The organism is Paenibacillus phytohabitans, assembly GCF_013141775.1.
Classification (GTDB): Bacteria; Bacillota; Bacilli; order Paenibacillales; family Paenibacillaceae; genus Paenibacillus_AQ; species Paenibacillus_AQ phytohabitans.
Genome location: NZ_WHOB01000027.1, coordinates 1 through 23,653 on the forward strand (window position 1 = coordinate 1; position 23,653 = coordinate 23,653).

The window sequence follows — 23,653 nt, forward strand, 5'->3', positions numbered from 1 at the left end:
CACATCTCGATATAGCAGCACCTAAGTTGTATTTCATACAACATTTTGCCGGATTCCGTCTGAGCACCCGCGATGGACCGACCGCTTTGTTGGAATCATCCTCTATACGGGTTATATGCCCCAGCAGAGAAACGGTAACTGCGGCCGATGCGGATACCTGGAATTCCGGCCGCCTGATTCAGTCTTCACAGAAATTGAAAAGTGAATGTTAATGTTCCCTCCGCCCCTGGCTGAAGAACATGGAAGTCCAGACTATGCCACAGTGTCTCCTGGCCATAATGATCCCGGTACACATGCGCGGTAATCTCCGGCCGGACTGCTTCCGGATCATAAGTGACCCCAACACCGTGACCCGCCGCAGTGCCCGGCAGCAGTACGCTGCCCGGGTGAAGAAGCTTGGGTCTGCGCCAGGTTACAAACCGTTCCGTCCAGCTCGCCGGAGCTCCCTCATACCGGTAGGTGTCTGTCAATTCCAGACGTGGCAGCTCCTCTTTGTGCCAGACCAGCGAACGCACCAAGGACTGCAAGCCTGACACCGGATAAGCCTGTGCCATTTCCAGTGTCAGCTCATCCTTCTCCGCCGCCGCAGATGCATGCAGCACGGCGGTGCTGAACTCCCGGCCGGCACCCTGATACTGGCCGTTGATGATCGGCACCGAATGTCCCTGTGATCCATTGCAGTCATAGCTGTAACGTCCGGCACCGAAATAATCAGCGGTATATTCTCCGCTGCCCAGATCGGAAGCATAGATCTCTCCCCGGCCGCTTAAAATGAAGTGGCCCAGATCATTATGATTGTGCGGCTCATCATTGTGGCCGGCTTTAGCGGCGAACCCGAAGGAGCCTGCTGCCGGCACATGACGCGAGACAATCCAGGCGGCATCCGGAAGATAATAGCTGACAGCCTCCCAGGCTTCATTTTCCCGGCCCGCTCTGGTCCAGATCAGATTGCGCAAAGCCGGTGCGAAGCGGCTGCAGTGATCTTCAGTGAACGGTGCGCGCAGAGCGGACGGCGGCCGCAGGACATCCGCATAGGCATCAGCCAGATAATGGGACAAGCCCATATGCACACGTACCTGAGGCACCGAATCCGAGAAATTGGCGACATGACTTTCGTCGATGAAGCATTTTTGCTGGAAACGGGCAATCTGCGATACCTTCTCCTGCTTGAACCAGTCCAGCCTGCCTCCGGTTCTTGCCCGGAGCAGATCGCTATAATAAGTGAAATAGCCAAAACCATAATTCCAGTAGCCCAGCCCCTCCAGACAAGCGCCGTCGTCCCCGAAGCCTTCCAGATAATAGCTCATGCTGCTCTCTGTCTTCAGCAGAATATCCGTCAGCATGGCCGGTTCCTTCACCAGCAGCAGCGCAGCTGCCCCGATGGAGCCCGCACAGACTGCCGCCCAGTTATGGCGTGATGTCTCCCAGAAATATGGCCCCTGCTCAAGAAAAGGCCGGAAGATTCTGCGCTCTACCTCATGCCGTATCCGGGACTGGAGCAGCAGCGGAAGCCGGTCCCCCAGCAGCAGTAATACTTCACTTAAGGTGAATCCCGTCTCGGAGGAGAACAGGTCAATATGCCGGCTGATCTCAGCAGCGTCATGATCTGCGGGAAGATGGGCCGGAAGACACCAGGTGTACTCATCGCAGATGACCCAGAGGATATCCTCCAGCTTCTCCAGAGCCCCCGTATTATCCGGCTCCAGCAGGCTTAGGAATGCATAAGTATTCAGTCTTCTTCTCCGTTCGAAATAGACCCGCTCATATTCCAGTCTCGAGCCTGTACGCGCAAAAATAGAAAATAGTGTATACGTCAGCGCGGATATAGGCTGACCGTCCAGCCTTTCCGCCTCTGCGCGAATCTCGCTAATGTCTGCCTGTAACACGCCGGATGATAACGCCCGGGTCCAAAACCCAGCGGAATCTCCCTGCGGATAATACAAGCTCCAATCCACCGGCTTCATGTCCTGCACAATACCGGCAAGTTCATGTCTGTTCATGCCCGTTTCCTCCTCCTTATCGGTACTCCATCCTGATTAGTGCCGCACCTCATAATCGTTAAAGCGGCTGAACACCCGCTAATCCAGCGCATGATCCCGCATGACATTCTCACCGTCTGCTATTCTCAGCGCAGTCCATTTCAGCTCTTCCCCCGACCAAAAGGGATCGGATGGAAGCAGCCCCAGCGGAAGGAATACGGCAGCGCATAAATAGAGGCTGCCCGTATTGATGTAGCTCTCCGCAAGCTCCGGCTGATAGCCGTAGATCCCCGGCCGCAGCCAGCCGTTCTCATCCAGCGTACCCGGAGCATTCATGATCCGCTCTATCACGGCGGTCAAAGCACTGCGTACCTGTGCCGGAGGCAGTGCCTCCTCCAGGAAATGCTGCAGCGCCGCCTGCGACAGCAGCTGAAAGGCACCGAAGCGGTACACGATCGAGCGTCCGAGGAACGGATAGGTGCCATCCGGGGCAATGCTGCGTTCAAGCACTGAGGCATATCGCTGTGCCCGTTCCATAATCACCGGCTTAAGTGCAGCATATTGCGCCGATTCCTGTTCAAAGACAGCCACGACATCCACCAGCATCGGCTGGATCACGAAGCTGTTGTAATAATCCCAGTGAAAATCCTTGCCATCCCCGTAGACACCATCGCCCTTGTACCAGTCCATGAACATATGAACCGCATATCCGACACGCATCCGGTCATAGTCGGCATCACCCAATATATACAAAGCCGCTTCCACCATTGCACTGAACAGCAGCCAGTTACTGCCGCTTGGAGCCGTCCGGCGCGTCTGCTTCAGCGCTGTAATTAAATGGCCCTTCACCCGCTCATCCAGCCGGCCTGTAATCGCTTTCGGTGCACGTACCAGCGCGTGGGCCAGGAAGGCTGCATCCACCAGCGGCTGGCCTTCCGTCTTGAACTCCATATAGTCAGGCGACTGCGGATCGACAGCTGCACCGATAGCTTCCAGCATCAGCGCGGCATAACGGGCTCTAAGCTGTTCTTCTTCTCCTTCAAGTCCTTCAAGCTCCAGCCACGGGGCCATCCCGCAGGCCAGTCTCGCAAAAGCTTCCAGATGGGCAAACTGGCTCCGGTCACTATGAAACTCCGTAGGCAGCTGCTCTTTCAGCTGCCGCTTCGCTAAAGCCTCCAGCACCGGTCCCCCGATCAGCAGCATCGTATCCAGCCAGTATTTTCGCTGTTCCTTACCCTTCATTAACAATTCCACCCTTTCAGGTATTCTTCTTCTCTAGTGTAGTGTGGTATTATTGCAATGTCTTTGCGAATAATGATGTTTTATTGCGTTTGTTGCGATCAATCTGAAAGGGGCAATGACTATGAAACATGCCCGTTATCATCAAACATTCAACGGCGATATTCTGGCCGGTATCGGCAATTCCCCAATCTCACCGACAAGGGATTTCCATATTCATGACCACTACGAAATCTTCCTGTTTCTCGGCGGGAGTGTGAACGGATTCGTCGACCAATACAGCTATCCGCTGGAGCGGGGCAATGTGCTCCTGTTCAACAATCACGAGATTCACAAAATCATCAATTTGTCCCCGGAGCCTTACGAACGGTTGACGATTCATTTCAAGGCGCCGCTTATCTATCCTTTCTGCACAGCCACTACCAATCTGCTCGCCTGTTTCCAGAACCGTCAGCCCGGTGAGCATAATCTGGCCCGCATGGATGAACCGCTGCTTACCGAGTATATGACTCTAGCTTCACTTCTGATTGCGGCACTGGAGAGTGAGCAATACGGCAGCGAGGTACTGGCTCTGACGTACCTGATTCAGATCCTGGTAATCGTCAATGAGCTGTACAGCCGGACCCGTTCCGCCGTGCCCAGCATTATTTCTTCGCATATACAATTAGCCATGAGTTATATCGACAACCACCTGCATCTCAATCTGTCCCTGGAGCATATAGCCGGAGAACTGAACGTCAATAAATACTATCTGAGCCACCTTTTCAAGCAGCAGACCGGAGGAACCATATACCGTTATGTCCTGCTCAAAAAAATCGCCTTATCCAAGCAGCTCTTGGCCGCCGGAAACTCCGTATCCGATACCTGCTACCTGTCCGGCTTCAATGACTATGCCAACTTCATCCGCACCTTTAAGAACATCACAGGCATCCCCCCCGGTAAATATGGTAAAAAAAGCTGAGGTCCCCTTATGACGAGCACTCTATTGAACTAAGGGTACGCTGGCTGGCGGAATTAGTGGGATTTATCCCTCTGATTTCCCCGTTCTGCCCACTTCTGGCGGAATTAGTGGGATTTATCCCTCTGATTTCCCCGTTCTGCCTACTTCCGGTGGATTTAGTGGGATTTATCCCTTTCATTTCCTCGTTCCGCCCACTTCCGGTGGATTTAGTGGGATTTATCCCTCTAATATCCTCATCCTGCCTACTTCCGGTGGATTTAGTGGGATTTATCCCTCTAATTTCCTCGTTCTGCCCACTTCCGGTGGATTTAGTGGGATTTATCCCTCTAATTTCCTCGTTCTGCCCACTTCCGGTGGATTTAGTGGGATTTATCCCTCTAATATCCTCATTTCCGGCCAACCAGGCCGAATCTGATGGATTTATCCCTCTAATCCTACGGGTGTCTAGAAATTGAGGGCAAATTTCACATTCGTATAAAAACCTGACAGCCCGCTTCTCGCAGCTGCCAGGTTCTTTGAATACCTCTTACAAATGTCCCAGCAGATTAGCGATGACTTGCGCACTCTCGGCCCGGGTCATGCTCTCCTGCGGAGCGAATTGCTGATTGCCGCGGCCCTTGATCAGCCCCGCCTGTCCGGCGATGCCGGCTGCGTTCTTCGCCCAGTCATGAATCAGGGAGTAGTCACTGAACGCTCCTGCAGCTATATCCTGGCTTGCATTGCTTGCATTGCTTGCATTGCTTGCATTACTTGCCTGGCTTCCCTGCAAATACTCATAAGCGCGGACGATCATGACCGCCATTTCCTCACGGGTAATGCGCTCATCCGGAGCGAAGGCATCCTTGCTGCGTCCGAGTACGATCCCCGCTTCATTTACAGCCGCAACAGCTCCGGCATACCAGGACTTGGAATCCACATCAGCAAATGCCGGTGTGCTTCCCGCCTTAAGGCCAAGCGCACGTGTAATCATAGCGGCGAATTGCACCCTGGTTACTTCACCTTGCGGATTGAATGCTGTAGCCGAAATGCCCTCGATAATATGCTTCGCAGCCATGGACTTAATAACACTGTTCGCCCAGTTACTGCTGCTGACATCCGCGAAGCTCTTGTCATACTCCAGCACGGCATACTGGCTGAAATGCTGTACATCGGCGGTAAATTTACCGTCAGCCAGTGTTCCGCCCATGTATTCAAGGGCACCGCTGGCAGCAATATAGTAGACGCCGAGCAAGCTGCGGTTCGCATTAGGATCTACAGTGAATGTAAGGGTCAGCGGCTTGTCAAAAGCGGTTACCGGCACGGCCGTGCCGTCCGCAGCAACTACCTCCAGGCTGAAGCTGATTACATCACTTGCCGCCGATAGCTGAACAGAACTGTTGACAGCCGGATTGTTCATCAGCTGCTCCGCAGCAGCCTTCGCAGTTTTCACGGCTGAAAGCTTAATTCTCGCCCCCTCCGGTTGTCCTCCTACACCCGCAACCTTCTCCTGAATGCTCTTCAGCACTTCCGGAGTCAGATCGACTGCAACCGTATTCCAGGCGAGACGCAGGGTATTCTCTCCTATAATTCCCGGCAATCCTGCCGGAAGCAGCACGGATTCTGTAGCATCACTGAGCTGAACCGTAATTGTCCCGCCAGCCGGAGCCGCGAAATCACCAGGGGCAAGAACCTTCTCGGTCTGCGGCTGCGGCGCCGGTGACGGCGTAGCCGCTGGTGTTGGTGCTACCGTAGACACTGGCGCATCCGTAGGGGCCGGTGTTGCCGTTGGTGCAGTTGTCGGCTCCGGTTCCGGCGTCGGCGTAGGTGTTGGTGTCACCGGCGGCTGTTCTGCTTCGCCTACAGTCACCGTCCGGGTCACTTGGGCAGCGGCGTTGCCTGCTGTATCCGTCACATTATAATGGTACAAATAGGTGCCAGCTGCCGATGTATCCAGCGTTAATACTGACTCCCCATCCTTCGTAATCGTCGCCGCGATGCGCTCCGTAATGTCTCCGTCGCGGTCATCTGCCGCAGTAGCTCCGGCATCGGTATAGCTTGCGCCATTCTCCAGTTGAACGGATGCTTCCCCAAGCAGGGTTATCACCGGCTTCGTTACATCCGGATTAATGGCAACCACTACGGTTCTTCTTACTTCCTCCGCTGCATTCCCTGCGGTATCACTGACATTATAATGGAAGGTATAAATATCCTCTACCGCCGTATCCAGCTCTGTCAGGCCATATACTTCACTGGTCACTGTTGTGACGATACGGCCAGTTATATCGCCGTCCTGATCATCAACAGCCGTAGCTCCGGCATCCGTATATTCCGAGCCAACCGGCAGATTAACTGTTGCCTCGCCATTCAGGGTAATCACCGGCAGAACCGTATCCGGTACCGGCAGCGTAATTGCTCCGCTGGCCGAGCTATCCGCCTTCGCCTCTCCCTTGCTCAGCGTAACCGAGAAGGTGAAGCTGCCATCCGTGTCGTCTGTTGCTTCCTGGAACGGAGACAGGATGATGTCACCCATGGTAACCCCGGTTTCACTGAAGCCGGGCAAACCGCCGATGATCTGCTGCAGCCAGGTCAGAACAGCTTCTTCGCTGTTTGCCGTTTCCTTCCCTACATTGTAAGCTGCACCTTCAATAATACTCTTGGCCTCATTGACTGCCTGCTCATTGGCAACGCTGACCTTGTCTCTAGCTACAGCTACATAGCTGATTACCGCAGCCTGACTGAACGTATTGTACACTGAATAGGTCACGGTACCGTTCACCGGCAGCGTGAAGTCATGATTGACTGCGGTACCCGCAGGACCTGCAACCAGGCCGGTACGAACCTTTTCAGATACGGCTTTTCCTTCTGCATCAGCATAACTCAGTGTAATATCCATCGTCCGGCTGCTGTTGTTCCACCAGTCCAGATGATAGGACGTAATCGTATATTTGCCTGCATTCAGAGGCAGCCTGTAGACCAGAGGTGTATTCTTCGTATTCAAGCTGTATACCCCAGTCTGGGCTTTGTCTGTAGCAACTACTGCTCCGCCAAGTCCCTTTGGACTGTAGTTTGCCGTAATATTGGTATGTCCCCAGACCGTCTCCCCTGTCGACAACTGATCCGCCTTGTCATTCAGCAGGCTGTCCCCGACGAAATTCTTGATGGTTGTAAATGGCGGTGTTACCCCGTCAGCGGAGACACCAGGGTCCAGGAAGTATACGAGGCCAGCAGGTACCACTTCCACATATGCTGTTGTCTTCAAATTTCCGAAAGTACCAGTTACAGCTACCCGCTCATATGGAGTGTCGAAGCTGACTGCGTCTACATTCCATTTCACAGCCACCTGCACCTTGCTGCCGTCAGCGCGCGTTGCTTCCAGCTTGGCCGGCAGGTTAGGCTTCTTCCCGGCATAAGCAGCTGTATCCTGAGGAGCGGCAAGTTCTCGCACATCGCCTACAATCAGCCCGATATAGGCAGAGGTCAAACGCGCTTCAAGCTGCGCGGCCCCTTCCTGATCCAATCTGTACAACACAGGATTATTCAGTGCTGCCTCAGCTGCACCTAGCGCATCTGAGAATAACTTCCAGTCACTCTCTGGGAATTCATCCTGCCGGGTGATTTCCTGCGCGTCCTTCACGGCCTGCTGAAGCGCAGCAGTGTTCACGTTACCTGCAGCTCCGCCGGCGATAACCCCCACAGAATCCACAGCTAATGTCCCGCTCAGCACCTTGATCTGGACCGTGTGCTCTCCGTATTCCAGCCCGCGGAGCATGAAGGTCTGGTACAGCTCCTTCGATGCCGCAGCAGCGCCCGAGAGCACTACAGTCCGGCCGTCCACGCTCGCTTCCAGCTTGGCTGAGCCGTCGTTCTGGCCCAGAATATCGAGTCCGGTGCCGGTAAACGTGTATTTCAGCACCGCACCCGCAGCCTGACTGGTGGAAAGGGAACGCTGGTACACATACATCCCTTTGCCATTCTCATGGGCCCATGCACCCTCGTAAACCAGCTTGGATTGCGGAACCGCAGCCAGATCGTGCATCTCCAGATTATCCAGCAGCTCTGAATAATAAGGAGTATAGCCGTCTACCTTCTCCACCTTCAGATTGTCGAAGCGGACATGATAGAAGCCGCTGGCCAGCTGTAAGCGTCCCGACAGCTTCGGATTCGGGTCGGTATAGGTTGTAAGCTCAACATGATCCAGATAGGCAGTGATTCTATCACCTGCAACCTGAAGAGCAATGTTATGCCATGCGTCATGTGCGGTGTCGTAACCCTCAAGCTTCACACCGCCGGTGCCTGTAGCGGCATTGCCGCTGGCGACAACAGTACCGCTGGACAGCAGCTGCCAGCCGCCGTCGAACCAGAACTTCAGCGCATATGGCGTTCCGTTTAGCGTCTGTGACCCGCCCTGATAGCGGGCTCCGACTGCTGCGTAATTGTTGCCGCTGTAAGTGCTGTTCTGCTCAAAAGACACATCGGCACTGACCTTATAGTTGGTCCAGCGGTTATCCCCGATTGCTGTGACCGGGTCTCCGCCGTTCCAGGCACCGCCAACGCCTGTAGTAATCTGGTCCAGCTGCTGGCGCAGGACATAATTATCCGTATCGCCGATACGATACCCCTCGAAGGCACCGTTAAGGTCCTGGGTATAACGCGGAATGACGCTCTGCTCACCGCCGCGGGAGCTGACATAGCTCTGCTCGCCGGCAATCACTCCGTCTTTGCCAATGACGGGAACGGTTTTGCTGCCGTAATTGAAGTCATCTGCATACAGAATTCCGTCTTCCGTATTCTGCACGGAACCTGTTGCATCGGTATCCAGCACTGTACGCTCTCCCTCAACCGGAAGCGGTGCTGGCGACTCCGCTGTGGCGTGGTTATCCAGCGTGCTTACAGTTACAATCGAGAACGGCTTCACTCTCACCGTGTATACACCGCTGCCGTCTGCAGCCGCATCGCCTAGATATTTCATATAATTGCTGTTAAAAGCCTGACCCTCATCAGCTGCACGGGTCTCCCATACTTCTAGGGAAGGGTTTCCTGTATAGCCCATGTTCACCGCCTGAAGCTTGTAGATCTTCTCATACTCGCTGTCATTGATGATGACTGTCGAGAAATCCTGCTTGCCCGGAGCAGCAAGTGTCATGTAGCTCGGAGTCCCGTTCCGTCCGCTGACCGGGTTCGTGCCGGATGCTCCGGTGTAGCTGGCCTTGGGCACCGCTCTCCAGACTCCTGCTGTATTATCCCCATTCTCCCAGCCCGTCTTGGCAAAACCGTTGAAATGCTGGAGAATAACCAGCCCTGCGTCATAGTGTATGAAGCCCGACCACGGGTCCCGCGCGCTGACCAGCTCCTTGAAGGAATACTGTCCGCCTTCATAGAAAGAGCCGATCGCCGGTTGGTAGATGAAGTGTGTCCGGCGGGAATTTACGAAGCCTTTAATGATGGTATTGCCCATCTCCAGCGGACCGCCGGTGCCGCCGATCCCCGTTCCGGCCGCTGACGGGTCCTTCATATTGTTGTTCGGGCGGAATGCCGAGTTGCTGAAGGTTGCCTGCGCCTCACTGTTCCAGATTTCCTTGTCGAATTCTTCGGCAAGCCGTTTGAAGTTGCCTTTGCTGTCATCATCGGTGTTGTAATGATATCCGGCGGCCGTTACCGCCTCCCGCAGCGAAAGATCGCTGACCATAGCATCGCCGAAGGTGCCGATTCCGACCTCGTCGGAGATAATGAGCTTGATGTTGTGATACAGAGCCTCTTCCTCAGTGCTCTCGAAGCCTAGAGTATCCGCTTTAACCTTGGCGCTGTATTGCTTGATCCAGTTCAAATCTGATGCATGCTCATTGACATCGGGATTGACGTAATCGACCATATAACCGTATTCACGGTAAGCGGCCAGAATCGTATTTTTGTACCAGGTATATATTTTGTCGTTGTTATTATTGGCCCAGGCCGGAGCATTCCAGCGCAGGAAGCTTACCTTAACCGCAGGATTGATGGCCTTGGCATCGGCCGCAAGCTGGAAGCCGGGATGCCGGGTAACATTGGCCTCTTCATTCTCCGTACGCATCGTCGAAGGGTCGGGACCTGTAGAGTTGTTGCGGTCATTTCCCATTTCAATCTTGACATGGTCGATCAGCGGACGGTCGCCGCCGAACATGACCTGCAGCAGCTGCGCATAAGCCTCTGGCTGCTCAGACTTATAGTCCATCAGCAAGGCGCTGGTACTGTTGCCGCTCAGCACGCCGAAGCCTTTGAACGTCAGGCCGTTAACATTGTCTTCCTTAATATCGTTGCCGTCGAGCAGAACTTTGACCGTAGAGGCTGCGGTCTGCCGGGCATCATCAAGCTCTTGCTTGATCGCACCTTCGGCAACAGCGAACCAGCTCAGGATCGGCTTCTCACCGGATACAGAAGCATAGGTCAAGGTCATAGGAATGCTAACATCAATATCTGCGGGAATCGAGAATTCACCGGAAATAAGCTGCGTTGTTTGGGTATTGAACTGTGTAAACGGGATCGTGCGGGCTTCTCCGGCGCTGTTCTTATACTCCAGCCGGGGCTGTATTCCCCGGTCGCGGCTGCCGTACCAGTCATAGAAGCCACTGCTGAGCGTATAAGCACCGGGTTGAAGCGCTTTCAATTTATAAACGATATGATTGCCGGACGGATCTGCCCGCAGGCCTACTTTCCATATGGACGGTTCCGTCGCCGGATCGGCAAGTCCTCCGTCTTTGGAGTTCTTTACCTTATTGCCGGTATCATCGAAGCCCCAATCCGTTGTTCCGCTGACATATTTCTGATCCGGTAACCCGTTAAGCAGGCTGCCGCCGGATATTATTTTGACCGCTTCGTACAGGGGCGAAGCTCCAGGAGGATTCCCCAAGGAATCGCCGCCTCTGCCACTGTCCACGAAGTAGACGAGCGGACTGGCGGCCGGCGGAATCACTTCCACATTCGCCACCACCGGCCCGCCGTTCGCGGTTCCGTTCACGGTTACGGTGTCATACGGCACATCGAAGGTGTCTTCGCCGATGCTCCAGTTCACAGCCGCAGTCTGGCCGCCAACATCAACGCTTGCCGGCAGAGTCGTACCTGCCGTTGTCTTTGCCCCCATATAGGCCGCTGCATAGACCGTATTTACAGTAGCAGCAGATGCTGCCGGCATACCTAGTGCCGGAAACATTCCGGCTACAAGTGCTCCTGACATCAATACTGAGAATAGCCTTTTCTTGACACGGGTTGTGCTGTTCATTCATTCATCCTCCTCTTGTTCAATAAGTAAGCGTATCCATTGCGTTGTTAGAAGAATAATTTCTTGGACAGACCTTTGCCTTACCTCCATGATTGGTTATAAAAACCCGGCAGCCACGAAAAGATGCAACTGCCAGGCGCGTTACTTGTTCTAGCCTTTAATCCCCGATGCTGCAACACCTTGCACGAAGTACTTCTGCAGGGCCAGGAATACAATCACTACCGGAATGATAGAAACTACGCTTGCTGCCATGATCAGCCCGTACTCCGCAGAATATTGCGAGATGAACATCCGCAGACCGATCTGAATGGTCTTAAGCTTCGTATCTGTCAGATAAATCATTGGCCCCAGGAAGTCATTCCAGGTGGCAACGAAGGTGAAGATGGTGAGTGTGGATAACGCCGGCTTGGACAGCGGCAGCATGATTCTTGCCCAGATGCCGTATTCACTGAGTCCGTCGATCCGGGCGGCTTCACACAATTCATCAGGTACTCCCTGATAGAACTGGCGCATCATGAACACACCGAATGCCGAGAACGCCTGCAGCAGAATGATCGCCAGGTGGGTATTGTTCAGTCCCATGTAACGCATCAGGATGAACTGCGGTACCATGTAGGCCTGCCAAGGGATCGCAATTGTCGCGATATAACCCAGGAAGATAAAGTTCTTGCCCCGGAAATGCAGCTTCGAGAACGCATAGGCCGCGAAGCTTGAAGTCAGCAATTGCAGAATCGTTACGATAATCGATAATTTCGCAGTGTTAAAAATAAACCGTCCGAGCGGAATCCGCGTCCAGATATCCGTGAAATTCTCCCAGCGCGGATTCGCCGGAATCCACTGCATCGGGAAGGAGAAGACATCCTTGTTAAGCTTGAGCGAGGAGGACAGCATCCATATATACGGAACCAGCATCGCCAGCACGGTCGCAAACAACAAAATATACACAAGAACCATAAGGCTGATTCTAAGTCCTTTACTTTTTCCAACCATATCTTTTGAATCCTCCTATTGTCCGTATTTCTTCTCGCCGCGGAACTGGACGATGGTGATGCCAAGTACCAGCAGAAAGAGTACAATCGCCATTGCGCTGGCATATCCGTAATCAAGTGAACGGAATGCCGTATTGTAGATTTGATAGACCATAACCCTCGTAGAGTCGTTGAGCTGGTTATCGGCGCCGGCAAATAGGTTGATAAAGATATCGTAGACCTTGAACGAGTTAATGACCAGAATCATCAGAACAAAGAAGGTTGTAGGTGCCAGCTGTGGCACGGTGACATTGCGGAATCTTCTCCACGGGCCTGCGCCGTCCAGCTCAGCAGCCTCGTACAGCTCAGGGTTAATTCCCTGGAGTCCTGCCAGATAGATGACCATGTAATAACCCATATTTTTCCACACTGTGAAAAGAACTACGGTAAACATGGCCCACTGCTTATCTGCCGCCCAGCGGGGAAGATCCTCCAGCGGGATACCGGTAATGGTATGCAGAATGTTGTTGATCGGACCCATGGTAGGACTGAAAATGAAGTTCCATACCGCCGCAACGGCTACCAGGGATGCTACATACGGGAAGAAGAACACGGTTCTCATGAAATTACGGCCCATAATCTTCTGGTTCAGCAGAATGGCCAGCGCCAGCGCCACAATCATGGTCAGCGGTACAACTCCGATGGTGTAGACAATGGTGTTCCACAAGGCTTTGTGGAAGGTTGAATCTTTGAGCAGCCGGGTGAAATTGTCCAGCCCGATGAACTTCATCGGATTGGCCCCGTCCCATTTCACAAACGCAAGGACAAAGGCAAAAATCATGGGTACCAGTGTAAACAGGGCAAATCCGATAAAGTTCGGCGCAATGAAGCTGTAGGCAATCAGGTTATCTTTAACCCCTCTTGACATACGTCTTTTTGGGCTCTTATTTGTATGCAATATGGTTTCGTTCTGCATTGTTTCTCCTCCAAACCTTATATAACATCCCCGCAAAGTATGAATTACTGCGATGCCTGTTCAGGTACTTTGCGGGAACCCCAAAGCTGTCCTCTGTCATATAGAGGGCGGGCCTTCGCCCGCCCTTATATCCACCGTCCTACTCAGAACGGTTAATTGTTCAAGAGCTCTCCTACACGTTTGTTCATATCCTTCAGGCCTTCATCAATCGTAGCGTTCTTCGTCATGATGTTATCGTGGGCTTCATTCAGGATAACCTCAATGTCTGCACTCTTTTCATGTATAGGCATTTCCAGATAAGTCTGAACAGTATTTAGTGCAGCCTTACTGTTCTCGTCTGCAGGGAAACCGTCGATGGAAGTAATGGAATTGATAACTTCATCGTTCTTGATGGCCGGAATGGTTCCGGTAGATGCAATAACCTTCGCGCCTTCTTCACCGGTTACGAAGTTCATGAACTCCAGTGCGGCTTCTTTGTGCTTAGATTTCTGGTTTACAGCCAGGGAAGTAATCGTACCCAGAGTTGTACCGGCTTCTACACCGTCAGGATGAGGGTATTTCACAATGCCCCATTCTGTCGATTGGGATTCGCCGCTCTTCACTTTCTCGATCTGGGTGGCAATGAACCAGCTGCCCATGTTCATCATGGCAACGGAGTTGTTGTAGAATACGCCGGAATAATGCGTGCTGGAAGTCTTCAATGTAGCGTAATCCATCACGATGCCGTCTTCCTGCTCTTTCAGAATCCGTTCATAGGTAGGCTTCAGGAAGTCATAGTTGCCGCCGACCACTGTGTTCTTGCCGTCAAGAATACCGAACAGTTGAACCGCGCTCCGCCAAGTGTGGTAGTGGGCACCGTATACTTTTTCGGAACCGCTGCCGGAGGTCATCTTGCGGGCCAGCTCATCATATTGGTCGAAGGTCATATCGTTGCTCGGGTATTCCACGCCTGCTTTGTCGAACAAAGCTTTGTTGTAATAGACCACCCAGAAGTCACTGCGGAAAGGAAGCGCATACACCTCGCCGCCCACTTCAATCTGCTCTACTGTACCGCCGTATACGGAAGGATCAATGGAATTTGTGCTCATGTAGCTCTTCAGCGGCTCCAGATGATTCTGCTTCACCAGGTTCGAATAGCCGGGAATATCTTTAATGGTAAGAACGTCCAGGTCTGCACCGCCGGAGAGCTGTGTGCTGAGCATGGTCATATAGTCCGTGGAGCCAAGGTCTACATATTCAATCGTTACATTCGGATGTGCAGCTTTATAGGCATCAATCAGCGGTTTGTAGTAAGCGGTTGCTTCCCAGTCCCACAGCGCCCATTTCAGAGTCACAGGCTCCTGGCTTGGTTCAGCGGAAGCGTTTGCAGCGTTACCCGCCGCAGGTGCGGTTGTTGCAGCAGCTTCATTATTGGCGTTGTTCCCGGAACATCCGGCCAGCATGCTCACGGAGAGCGCTGTGGCAAGGGTCATGCCATAGAATCTTTTTAAGTTCATTTAAATATCCCCTTTTCCTTCTATTGTTCTAGCGGCGACCGGCTTATCCGGCCTTAGTTCAAAGTGTAAGCCTTTTCAGGCGGGATTGGGATGCAATATCAAACACAGATCATTCACTTTTCTGTGCTCTTCTCCCCCTCGTCCGGGTTAAACCTGTAATATCCTATCCGAAACATGTAAAATTCTCAGCTTATACTCCTTGCCCTGTATTGAAACGCAGGAATATGATAAGGTAGATGAAAACGCTTAATATGTTTTCACAATGTACAAAGGAGTGTTCACGACGGTAAGAAAATCTACTATTAAAAGCCGCATTATTCTGCTCATGGCCGTATTCGCCCTGCTGATCGCGTCGCTGCTGTCTTTTTTCAGCTATGAATTGATTACTTATTATCAGCGTAAAACAACCATTCAAGCGACCGAGTTCAATCTGCAGCTGGTATCCCATATTATTGAACAGGATCTGATTAATCTGTCGGCCTTAGCCATGACCTGCAGCACCAACTCGTCCACCAATAGCCTGATCACGAATTATTTCGCGTCCAAGAACCCCAGCTCCAAGGAAGCTGTTAATGTCTTCAACTCGATGCAGCAGGAATTCCTGAATAACCGCTCGAACAGCTATGCCCGCCGCCTGATTGTTACGGATAACAACGGAAAGTTCCTGCAGGTGGATAACACAGGCACCTCCGTTCCGCTTACCATACACAATATCGGCCATATCGCCGGCCTTAATGCAGATGCCGAGGAGCAATGGGATCAGGTCATCAAGGACCCGCTCTCCAACACGAATGGAATCCCGTTTGTGTTTCCGATTTACGGCAAAGGGGCTATACGGGTTGGAACGGTATATATGTTAGCCAATACCTCTGTTATCACCGACAAGCTGAAGGGATACTCCCTGCCGAAGAATTCCCGGCTGCTGCTCACGCTCGGCAATCACCATTATCAGCTTACCGGCGATCAGGTCACTGCCATTACTGAACCTTATGAACCGGTGGCCTATACCAATGACAAGCCTGTCGGCCCGCAGACCGAGCTGTCCATGGTGAAGCTTACGGATGATAAAGAAAGCCATATTGTGGTATCTTATCCCGTACGCAGCGGAGTCATACTGTCCCAGACTTTATCGAACGACCAGTTTGCGCCCAAGGCAAATATCTGGATTCTGGTGATGCTTGGTGTCGTCCTGCTGGTTATTGTCTTAAGCGCTATCATTACACTGTATTTAACCCGTACCATCAGTCTTCCGGTGGAGAAGCTCAAGAAGCGCATCGATAAGATTGCCCAGGGTAATTTCCTGATTGACCGCAATATTGAGTGGAAAAGCGAGCTTGGCGACGTCGGACGCGGCATTAACCGCCTGTCTCAGGATATCGTGGCCCTCATGGACAGCCGGCTCGCGGACGAGAAGCAGAAGCAGGAGCTGGAATACCGGATGCTGCAGAGCCAGATCAATCCGCATTTCCTCTACAATACCCTGAATTCGATCAAATGGATGGCCACGATCCAGAATGCTACAGGCATTGCGGAGATGACGACCTCCTTGTCCAGACTCCTCCGCAGTATCGCCAAGGACAATCGGCGGCTGATGCCGCTGAAGGATGAGCTGAGCCTGCTCGATGACTATTTCCTGATCCAGAAATACCGCTATGGCAGCACGGTCACCATGGTCAAAGAAATTGAGAATGAAGAGCTGCTCACCGGCCTGATTCCGCGCTTCACGCTTCAGCCGCTGGTGGAGAACGCGATCTTCCATGGCATAGAGCCCAAGGGCCGGGGCGATATTATCATCACGGTCTCCAAAAGCGGATTCGCCGATATCCTGGTCACCATTGAAGACAATGGTGTCGGCATGAAGGAAGAGCAAATCTCTACTATATTGTCCACTCCCGAGGACGAATCCAAGGGAATGCTGGAGAATGTCGGACTGCGCAGCGTGAATGAACGTTTGCAGCTGGCTTTTGGCGGGAATTACGGCTTATCTATTGAGAGTGAACTTGGACAATATACCATCATGAAGCTGCTCCTGCCCTTCCTGCAGAGAGAGTAGCTAAGTACAAACTGCGTTACCGTCCCTTTTAGGACTATACCTTATCCGCTCGACGTTGCCCAGTAACAGTAACTGTATATAAAAGTGCCGCTATGCTTAAGCAGAACCGCCCTGGCTGTGAAGCTGGGGAGCTGCTGTAGATTAGGGAGCTGGCGGCTGGAGCTGGCGGCTGGAGCTGACTGCTGACTGAAGGGCTGGCGGCTGACTAAGAGCTGACTGAAGAGCCGGAAACCAGCGATTCCCTCAAGCAAGTGGAAAAATGCATCTTAATTGTCCGATTTCGCAGGATTAGGGGCAATTAAGTGGAAAAATGACATCTACTACTTGAGGTTTCAGCTACTTTGAATGAAATGAGATCATTTAAGTGCTTTTTATCCAACTGCTGTTATTGCAAGGCTCCCTCGCTCATCAGCAAGTGGAGAAAATCCAACTGTTATCATTCCATTCTGGTGTTTACATCAAGGAGTAACAGCTTTGACGTCCCAGTTATCATATGACATATATAAACTCTTATATTTAGCAAACTTAGCAAGGATGTGATGAAATTGATCAAATTATTAATCGCAGATGACGAAGCCCTGGTCTGTATCGGCCTGCAGTCCATGCTGAAATGGGACCAGTTCAATATTGAAATTGTCGGCATTGCCCACAACGGCGCACAGGAAGAAGAGATGATTGACACGCTCCGTCCGGACATCGTAATCAGCGATATCAAAATGCCGATTAAAAGCGGCCTCGAGGTAGCCGGCTCGGTACGCAAAAAGTACGGCCGGCTGCCGCTCTTCATTATGCTGACCAGCTATGAAGAATTCCAATACGCCCGCGGAGCGATTGAAGTGCAGGCCACGGATTATCTGGTTAAGCTGGAGCTGACCCCGGAGGCGCTGTCCGAATCCATCCGCAGAGCGATTGGCATACTTGAGACTTACCAGGCGATGGAAAGCTACCCGAAGCTGGTCCACCGCGGGAATATCCAGGCCCAGCGCGATAAATTCTTCATCCGCCTGTTCAACAACCTGTTCGAGAACAAGAACCAGTATCTTTTGCAGAAAGAGGATCTGGACCTGGATTTGCCAGGGGCTGCCTATCTCGTCTGCACCTGCCGCATTCTGGGTCCGGATACGGTTCCGCCGCGCGGAGATAAGCTGGTTGCCTTATGCTCCAGCACTGTACAGATGGCTAAGGATACGCTCTCTTCTGTCAGCCCATGTTATGTAACCAGTCTGGATCTGCGCAATTTCGCCGTGGCGCTGCCGGTCCCGGGCACCGATCCGCGGCTCTGGATGCCTGACATCCAGAAGCTGCTTGGGGACATGGCCTCTGTGCTGCATAACTACTTCAATGTGACGATCATCGGGGCCATCGGCTTCGCCGTCGAAGATCCGTATCTGCTGCGGGAGAGCTACCTCGCCGCCCGGAAGGCGCTGCCGGCCGCGGTTAAAGAGCGCTCCTTCGTCTTCTTCACAGAGGGCGAGGCACTGGCGCAGGAGCATCTGCTGTTCGATTTCTCCGAATCACGTTCGGAGATCCGCCGGGCTTTTGAAGAGATGGATACCCGGGCCTTGTACACCATTATCTCCAGAATGATCGAAATCTTCGACGGCCGGTCCGACCTGCTGGTCCCCGCCACCGATGCCGCCTGCAATATCCTGTATATGGCCACTTCCCTGCTAGCGGACGGGGAGAACATTGTGGAGCAAATATTTGAGAATGAGCCGGAGGGCTACCGGGCCATTTATCAGATGCATACTATAGAAGAAATCGCCGGCTGGCTGATCCAGTTCCGGGACGGATGCTCGAACATTCTTTCCACCCGCAGACAGAGCTATAAGGAGCAGGTCGTGAAGAATGTCCAGGAATATATCAAAAGAAATCTCGGCAGCAAGCTGTCGCTCAATCAGGTGGCGGATGTGTTCAATTTCAGTCCCAACTATCTGAGCCATCTGTTCTCGAAGGTCGCCAAGGTGAACTATGTAGAGTATATCACAGAGATCAAAATCACCGCCGCCAAGGAAATGATGGTCCGCGGGGAAGGCCGGATTTACGAGATCTCGCAGAAGCTCGGCTACGAGAGCGCCTTTTACTTCAGCAAGGTATTCAAGAAGGTCACCGGGCTCTCCCCCCGGGACTACATGCAGCAAATCGAATCAGGTACGGAGGATGTGCGTAGTCATTGAGGGGTAGCGGCAATTTACTGCCCAAGGAAGACGGCTTGTCCGTTCTCCAGCAAAAACGGACAAGCCTGGAAATATTGGAATAGCAATATTCATAACGAGCTTCCAGAGCTGTTGAATAACAGAATAATCTTGCGGACTGAGAGGACGCTATTCGGCGGAAAAACCGGATTTTCTGGTTATTGCGGACTCAGAAGCCCTTATATTGCTTGTATGAGCTCCAATTGATGCGAAACAGGTTAGTTAAGCGCATCTGAGTCCGTATAGCCCACCAGAGAGCGGAATCCGCGCAGATAAGGGCTCTCCAGTCCGCAGCGCTGCGGCGTGTGGCACAATGTTACTTTAAAGTGCTCAACGAGGAATTACATGTATTAGTCTCCCCCACTATTTGCTGATTACGAACCTGCGTGAATAAGAAGGTGTCCCAAGCCGCCGTTATACGGTGCTCGGGCACCTTCTTTTTTGAAAGAATTTATATGTTTTGGGGTCTCAGGTAGATACCTGAGTAATCAATAAATATACGGTTCTCCACTTTGCGGGATAATTTGACGTATGCCGCAACTTTTCCTCCTTCTAAGCAGAAACTACGGGCATGACACGGCCACAGCCGGGCTATGGTCCTATCCCTGCCTTCCACAATGTAAGCGCCTCTAAAAAGCCACTTGAAAGAAAAGGACGCAGGTGGTAGGATAAAAGCGAAGTTTTAGTAAATATATTAACTAAAAAGGCGTGAAGCAGCTTGGCAACGATTAAAGACATCGCCCGTGAGGCCGGCGTATCCGCCGCCACCGTATCGAGAGTGCTAAATAATGACCTGTCCCTGGCTGTCAGTGACGATACGCGGAGCCGGGTATTCGCGGTTGCAGAGCAGCTTGGCTACAAGCCCTCCCGGTTAAGGCAGCTGAAGCGGGAGACCGAGCTGAGCAGCAAGGCCATTACGCTTCTGCTCTGGTGCTCGGCGGAAGAAGAACGGGAAGATCCGTATTACGGCTCAATCCGCCGCGGGGTTGAGCTGCGCTGCGAGGAGCTCGGGATTGTGCTCGGCCAGACGCTGCGCGGACGTAACCCGCTGCCCCCGCTCCGGGCCGATGATGGACTTATCGTCGTAGGCGGCTTCGACCCCAAGGAATTCGAGAGACTGCATGCCGACAAAAGCACGACCGTGCTAGTTGACCAGTACGAGGAACGCCTGGAGTACGACTCCGTGCGTACGCATTTCCGTCAGGCTGTCGGTCAGGCGCTTACTCATCTGCTGGACCTTGGCCACCGGGATATTGCCTTCATCGGCGGCGGCGGTGAAGGCGAGCGCCGGGCGCATCACTTCAGCCGTATGATGCAGAGCCGGGGCTGTTACGATCCGGGACTGGTCCGCAAGGGCAGCTGGAGCAGTGCTGACGGTTACCGGATGATGGACGAGCTGCTGGCCGGTGGCAAGCGGCCGACAGCCTGCTTCGCAGCCAGTGACCCGCTGGCGGTCGGCGCCCTCCGCGCCCTTCACGACCACGGCGTGCAGGTGCCTGCAGAGATGGCCATTGTCGGCTTCGATGACATCGAGATGGCCGCCTACGTCCAGCCTCCGCTGACAACGGTGCGCGCCTATCCCGAGCAGATGGGCAAAGCGGCCGTCCAGCTGCTCGCCGAGCGGTTCGAAGGACGCGAAGTGCCGTCGCATACGATTATCGGCACGAAGCTGATCGTCAGGGAGACCAGCGGTGGAAGCGCCTGACTAAATTGGCAGGCTGAATCTATGTAAGCAGAAACTATATATTGCAGCTGCAATAACGGACCGGATCACCGGACCGCATTACATCCGACAAGGAGAGTTATGAATATGAACATTATCGCAGATGAAACGTTAGGCCTGTTCCACCTTCAGTCCAAAGATACCAGCTATATTATCCAACTGGTAGACGGCTATCCTGCCCATGTATACTGGGGTGCACGGCTCCGCCATGACAACAGCCTGACCGGGGCGCTTGAGCTGCGCGAGCGCGCATCCTTCTCCCCAACCCCGCTGCTGCAGAAGCCTACCCTCTCTCTGGATGCTCTGCCCCAGGAATATCCGCAGTATGGAACAAGTGATTTCCGCCGGCCTGCCTATCAGGTTCAGCTGGCTGACGGCACGCGGATCTCTGAACTCCAATATGCCGGCTACACAATCACAGCGGGCAAGCCGGCCCTTGAAGGGCTGCCTTCGGTCTATGTAGAGAATGAAGCCGAAGCCCAGACACTGGAGCTTACACTGAAGGATGATTATGCGGGTCTGACCGTTAAGCTGATCTATACCGTCTTCGCCGGCCATAGTGCAATTACCCGTTCTGTCCGCTTTGAGCATAACGGCAAGGCACCGCTGCGGCTGGAACAGGCGCTTAGCGCATCCGTTGATTTCGCAGATTCCTCCTACGATACCCTGCACCTGAGCGGTGCATGGGCGAGAGAACGCCATGTTCAGCGCCGTCCGCTTACCCCGGGCGCAGCCTTGTCGCTGGAGAGCCGCCGCGGCTCAAGCAGCCACCAGACCAACCCGTTTCTTGCCCTGCTCCGACCGGGTGCAGATGAAGACCAGGGGGATGTATTCGGCTTCAATCTGGTCTACAGCGGCAGCTTCGCCGCAACTGCAGAGGTTGAACAGTTCGGACAAACCCGGGTAAGCATCGGGATTAACCCGTTCGACTTCTCCTGGCTGCTGGAACCGGGCCAATCGTTCCAGACCCCGGAGGCTGTGCTCGTCTATTCCAGCGAAGGACTCGGCGGTATGTCACGCACCTATCACCGGCTGTACCGGACCCGGCTGTGCCGCGGCGTTCACCGCGACCAGGCCCGTCCGATTCTCGTCAATAACTGGGAAGCGACCTATTTCGATTTCGACGCCGACAAAATCGCTGCCATCGCCAAGGAAGCAGGCCCACTCGGGATTGAACTGTTCGTCCTTGACGACGGCTGGTTCGGCAAGCGCGACAAAGACAACAGCTCGCTGGGCGACTGGTTCGAAGACCGCCGCAAGCTGCCGGAAGGTCTGGCCGATCTCGCTGGCAGAGTCAACAAGGAAGGTCTGCAGTTTGGTCTCTGGGTTGAGCCGGAGATGGTATCCCCGGACAGCGATTTATACCGTAAGCATCCGGACTGGTGCCTGCACGCCGAAGGACGCCGCCGCACTGAGGCCCGCAACCAGCTCATTCTGGATCTCTCCCGCCCGGAAGTATGCGATTATCTGTACGAGACACTCAGCGCAGTCTTCTCCAGCGCACCCATAACCTATGTCAAATGGGATATGAACCGCAACATGACGGAGATTGCCTCTGCTAACGCCAGCCCTGAGCGGCAAAAAGAAACCGCCCACCGCTATATGCTCGGCCTATATAACCTGCTGGAGCGCCTGACCTCGCGCTTCCCTGATATCCTGTTCGAGAGCTGCTCCGGCGGCGGCGGCCGGTTCGATCCGGGAATGCTTTTCTACATGCCGCAGACCTGGACCAGTGACGACACCGATGCGATTGAACGCCTGGCAATTCAATATGGTACTAGTATTGTCTATCCGGCCAGTAGCATGGGGGCTCACGTGTCGGCGGTACCGAACCATCAGGTTGACCGCATCACCTCCCTCGCCACCCGCGGGGATGTAGCGATGAGCGGCAACTTCGGCTACGAGATGGATCTTACAAAGTTCACGGAAGCCGAGAAGGATCTGGCTGCCCGGCAGATTGCCCAGTACAAGGAGATCCGCACGCTGGTGCAGCAAGGAGATATGTACCGTCTGCAGAGTCCGTTTGAAGGTAACGGCGACACAGCCTGGATGTTCGTCAGTGAAGATAAGACGGAAGCCTTTGTTGCCTATTTCCGGGTGCTGGCTAAGCCCAATGCACCGATCTCGCGTCTTACGCTCAAGGGGCTCGATCCTGAGCTGGATTATGTGATTGAGACTGGCGCAGCCGATGTTACCGCAAAAGGCCACGGCGGCGGGGAAGCTTCTGTATCTGCTGATGGGCAGAGCTCCACTCCATTCCAGACGGCCTTTGACGGCACCCCTCTCGGCGGCGACCGCCTGATGCGTATCGGCCTGGTCGTTTCCGATCTGCGCGGCGATTACGCGAGCTGCACCTATCGCCTGAGAGCAGTACAGCGTTAATCCTTAACTATTGAGAAGGCTTCAGTCTCCCCGGGGACTGGAGCCTTTTTGTTATATTGATCGGCTAGACTACATAACAGATAAAGAATAGCTATTACTTTAGTGAAAAGTTGGCTTCAGCTGATGATGATGCGGTTGCTGTTGTGCTATTGCAGCTTGCTGCTGCGACTGTTGTTACTGCCGTTGCTGTTACTGTTGCGGTTGCGGTTGCTGCTATTGCTGCTTACTGTTGATGCTTGCTGTTGCAGTTACTGTTACTGTTACTGTTAATGTTACTGTTGCTGATGCTACTGCAGTTGCAGTAAATTCCCGGTTGAAGCGCCTGCTTTTAAAAATCCTGCACCAAATACAACATTTTCCTCGATATCTCAACCATAATTTGAAATTGTTGTACAAATTGCAATATTTCTGCCCTCCCATGCGACTAAGCCGGATAATTCCTGCATTTCG

General features: G+C 53.2%; 11 protein-coding genes and 1 pseudogene. 6 read left to right on the plus strand and 6 right to left on the minus strand.

Going from position 1 to position 23,653, the window contains the following annotated elements; translation table 11 throughout:
* Window positions 1–185 precede the first annotated feature (185 nt).
* Both GC101_RS10535 and GC101_RS10540 read right to left on the minus strand, forming a co-directional pair.
* A complete protein-coding gene (locus GC101_RS10535) occupies window positions 186–2,000 on the minus strand; it encodes a heparinase II/III family protein (RefSeq protein ID WP_171717214.1) in 1,815 nt (604 codons plus the stop codon).
* 78 nt (window positions 2,001–2,078) lie between these two features.
* Window positions 2,079–3,221 carry a DUF2264 domain-containing protein gene (locus GC101_RS10540; RefSeq protein ID WP_171717215.1) on the minus strand — a complete coding sequence of 381 codons (1,143 nt, stop codon included), beginning with the start codon at window positions 3,219–3,221 and terminating at the stop codon, window positions 2,079–2,081.
* Window positions 3,222–3,342: 121 nt separating this feature from the next.
* On the opposite strand from GC101_RS10540, the gene GC101_RS10545 reads away from it, so the two are divergent.
* Window positions 3,343–4,179: a helix-turn-helix domain-containing protein gene (locus GC101_RS10545; RefSeq protein WP_171717216.1), complete on the plus strand. Its 837-nt coding sequence runs from the start codon at window positions 3,343–3,345 to the stop codon at window positions 4,177–4,179.
* Window positions 4,180–4,705: 526 nt separating this feature from the next.
* Here the strand turns inward: GC101_RS10545 and GC101_RS10550 are convergent.
* The 4 genes from GC101_RS10550 to GC101_RS10565 form a co-directional block, all read right to left on the minus strand.
* A complete protein-coding gene (locus tag GC101_RS10550) occupies window positions 4,706–11,410 on the minus strand; it encodes an immunoglobulin-like domain-containing protein (protein ID WP_171717217.1) in 6,705 nt (2,234 codons plus the stop codon).
* Between the two features lie 150 nt (window positions 11,411–11,560).
* Window positions 11,561–12,400: a carbohydrate ABC transporter permease gene (locus GC101_RS10555; RefSeq protein WP_081970085.1), complete on the minus strand. Its 840-nt coding sequence runs from the start codon at window positions 12,398–12,400 to the stop codon at window positions 11,561–11,563.
* Between the two features lie 15 nt (window positions 12,401–12,415).
* The gene (locus GC101_RS10560; protein ID WP_231575186.1) at window positions 12,416–13,306 is read right to left on the minus strand and encodes a carbohydrate ABC transporter permease; all 891 of its coding nucleotides are present in this window, start codon (window positions 13,304–13,306) and stop codon (window positions 12,416–12,418) included.
* 200 nt (window positions 13,307–13,506) lie between these two features.
* The gene (locus tag GC101_RS10565) at window positions 13,507–14,850 is read right to left on the minus strand and encodes an ABC transporter substrate-binding protein (RefSeq protein ID WP_171717218.1); all 1,344 of its coding nucleotides are present in this window, start codon (window positions 14,848–14,850) and stop codon (window positions 13,507–13,509) included.
* A 262-nt stretch (window positions 14,851–15,112) separates the two neighbouring features.
* Between GC101_RS10565 and GC101_RS10570 the strand changes: the two genes are divergently transcribed.
* The 5 genes and pseudogenes from GC101_RS10570 (at window position 15,113) to GC101_RS10585 (ending at window position 23,203) form a co-directional block, all read left to right on the plus strand.
* Window positions 15,113–16,903, plus strand: coding sequence for a sensor histidine kinase (locus tag GC101_RS10570; RefSeq protein ID WP_171717219.1), 1,791 nt, complete (start codon window positions 15,113–15,115; stop codon window positions 16,901–16,903).
* A gap of 545 nt (window positions 16,904–17,448) precedes the next feature.
* On the plus strand, window positions 17,449–19,080 hold the full coding sequence (locus GC101_RS10575; RefSeq protein ID WP_039310367.1) for a helix-turn-helix domain-containing protein: 1,632 nt from the start codon (window positions 17,449–17,451) through the stop codon (window positions 19,078–19,080).
* Window positions 19,074–19,305, plus strand: a pseudogene (locus tag GC101_RS36040) (hypothetical protein); the annotation flags it as partial. The gene GC101_RS10575 and the pseudogene GC101_RS36040, both read left to right, overlap by 7 nt.
* Window positions 19,306–19,816: 511 nt before the next feature.
* Complete coding sequence (locus GC101_RS10580) at window positions 19,817–20,803, plus strand: LacI family DNA-binding transcriptional regulator (RefSeq protein ID WP_171717220.1); 987 nt, start codon at window positions 19,817–19,819, stop codon at window positions 20,801–20,803.
* A gap of 105 nt (window positions 20,804–20,908) precedes the next feature.
* On the plus strand, window positions 20,909–23,203 hold the full coding sequence (locus GC101_RS10585) for an alpha-galactosidase (RefSeq protein WP_171717221.1): 2,295 nt from the start codon (window positions 20,909–20,911) through the stop codon (window positions 23,201–23,203).
* Window positions 23,204–23,653: the final 450 nt, after the last annotated feature.

Excerpts from the sequence above, each read along its gene's own strand:
- GC101_RS10535 (WP_171717214.1), bottom strand. The coding sequence starts at position 2,000 with ATGAACAGACATGAACTTGCCGGTATTGTGCAGGACATGAAGCCGGTG.
- GC101_RS10540 (WP_171717215.1), bottom strand. The coding sequence starts at position 3,221 with ATGAAGGGTAAGGAACAGCGAAAATACTGGCTGGATACGATGCTGCTG.
- GC101_RS10545 (WP_171717216.1), top strand. The coding sequence starts at position 3,343 with ATGAAACATGCCCGTTATCATCAAACATTCAACGGCGATATTCTGGCC.
- GC101_RS10550 (WP_171717217.1), bottom strand. The coding sequence starts at position 11,410 with ATGAACAGCACAACCCGTGTCAAGAAAAGGCTATTCTCAGTATTGATG.
- GC101_RS10555 (WP_081970085.1), bottom strand. The coding sequence starts at position 12,400 with ATGGTTGGAAAAAGTAAAGGACTTAGAATCAGCCTTATGGTTCTTGTG.
- GC101_RS10560 (WP_231575186.1), bottom strand. The coding sequence starts at position 13,306 with ATGTCAAGAGGGGTTAAAGATAACCTGATTGCCTACAGCTTCATTGCG.
- GC101_RS10565 (WP_171717218.1), bottom strand. The coding sequence starts at position 14,850 with ATGAACTTAAAAAGATTCTATGGCATGACCCTTGCCACAGCGCTCTCC.
- GC101_RS10570 (WP_171717219.1), top strand. The coding sequence starts at position 15,113 with ATGTACAAAGGAGTGTTCACGACGGTAAGAAAATCTACTATTAAAAGC.
- GC101_RS10585 (WP_171717221.1), top strand. The coding sequence starts at position 20,909 with ATGAACATTATCGCAGATGAAACGTTAGGCCTGTTCCACCTTCAGTCC.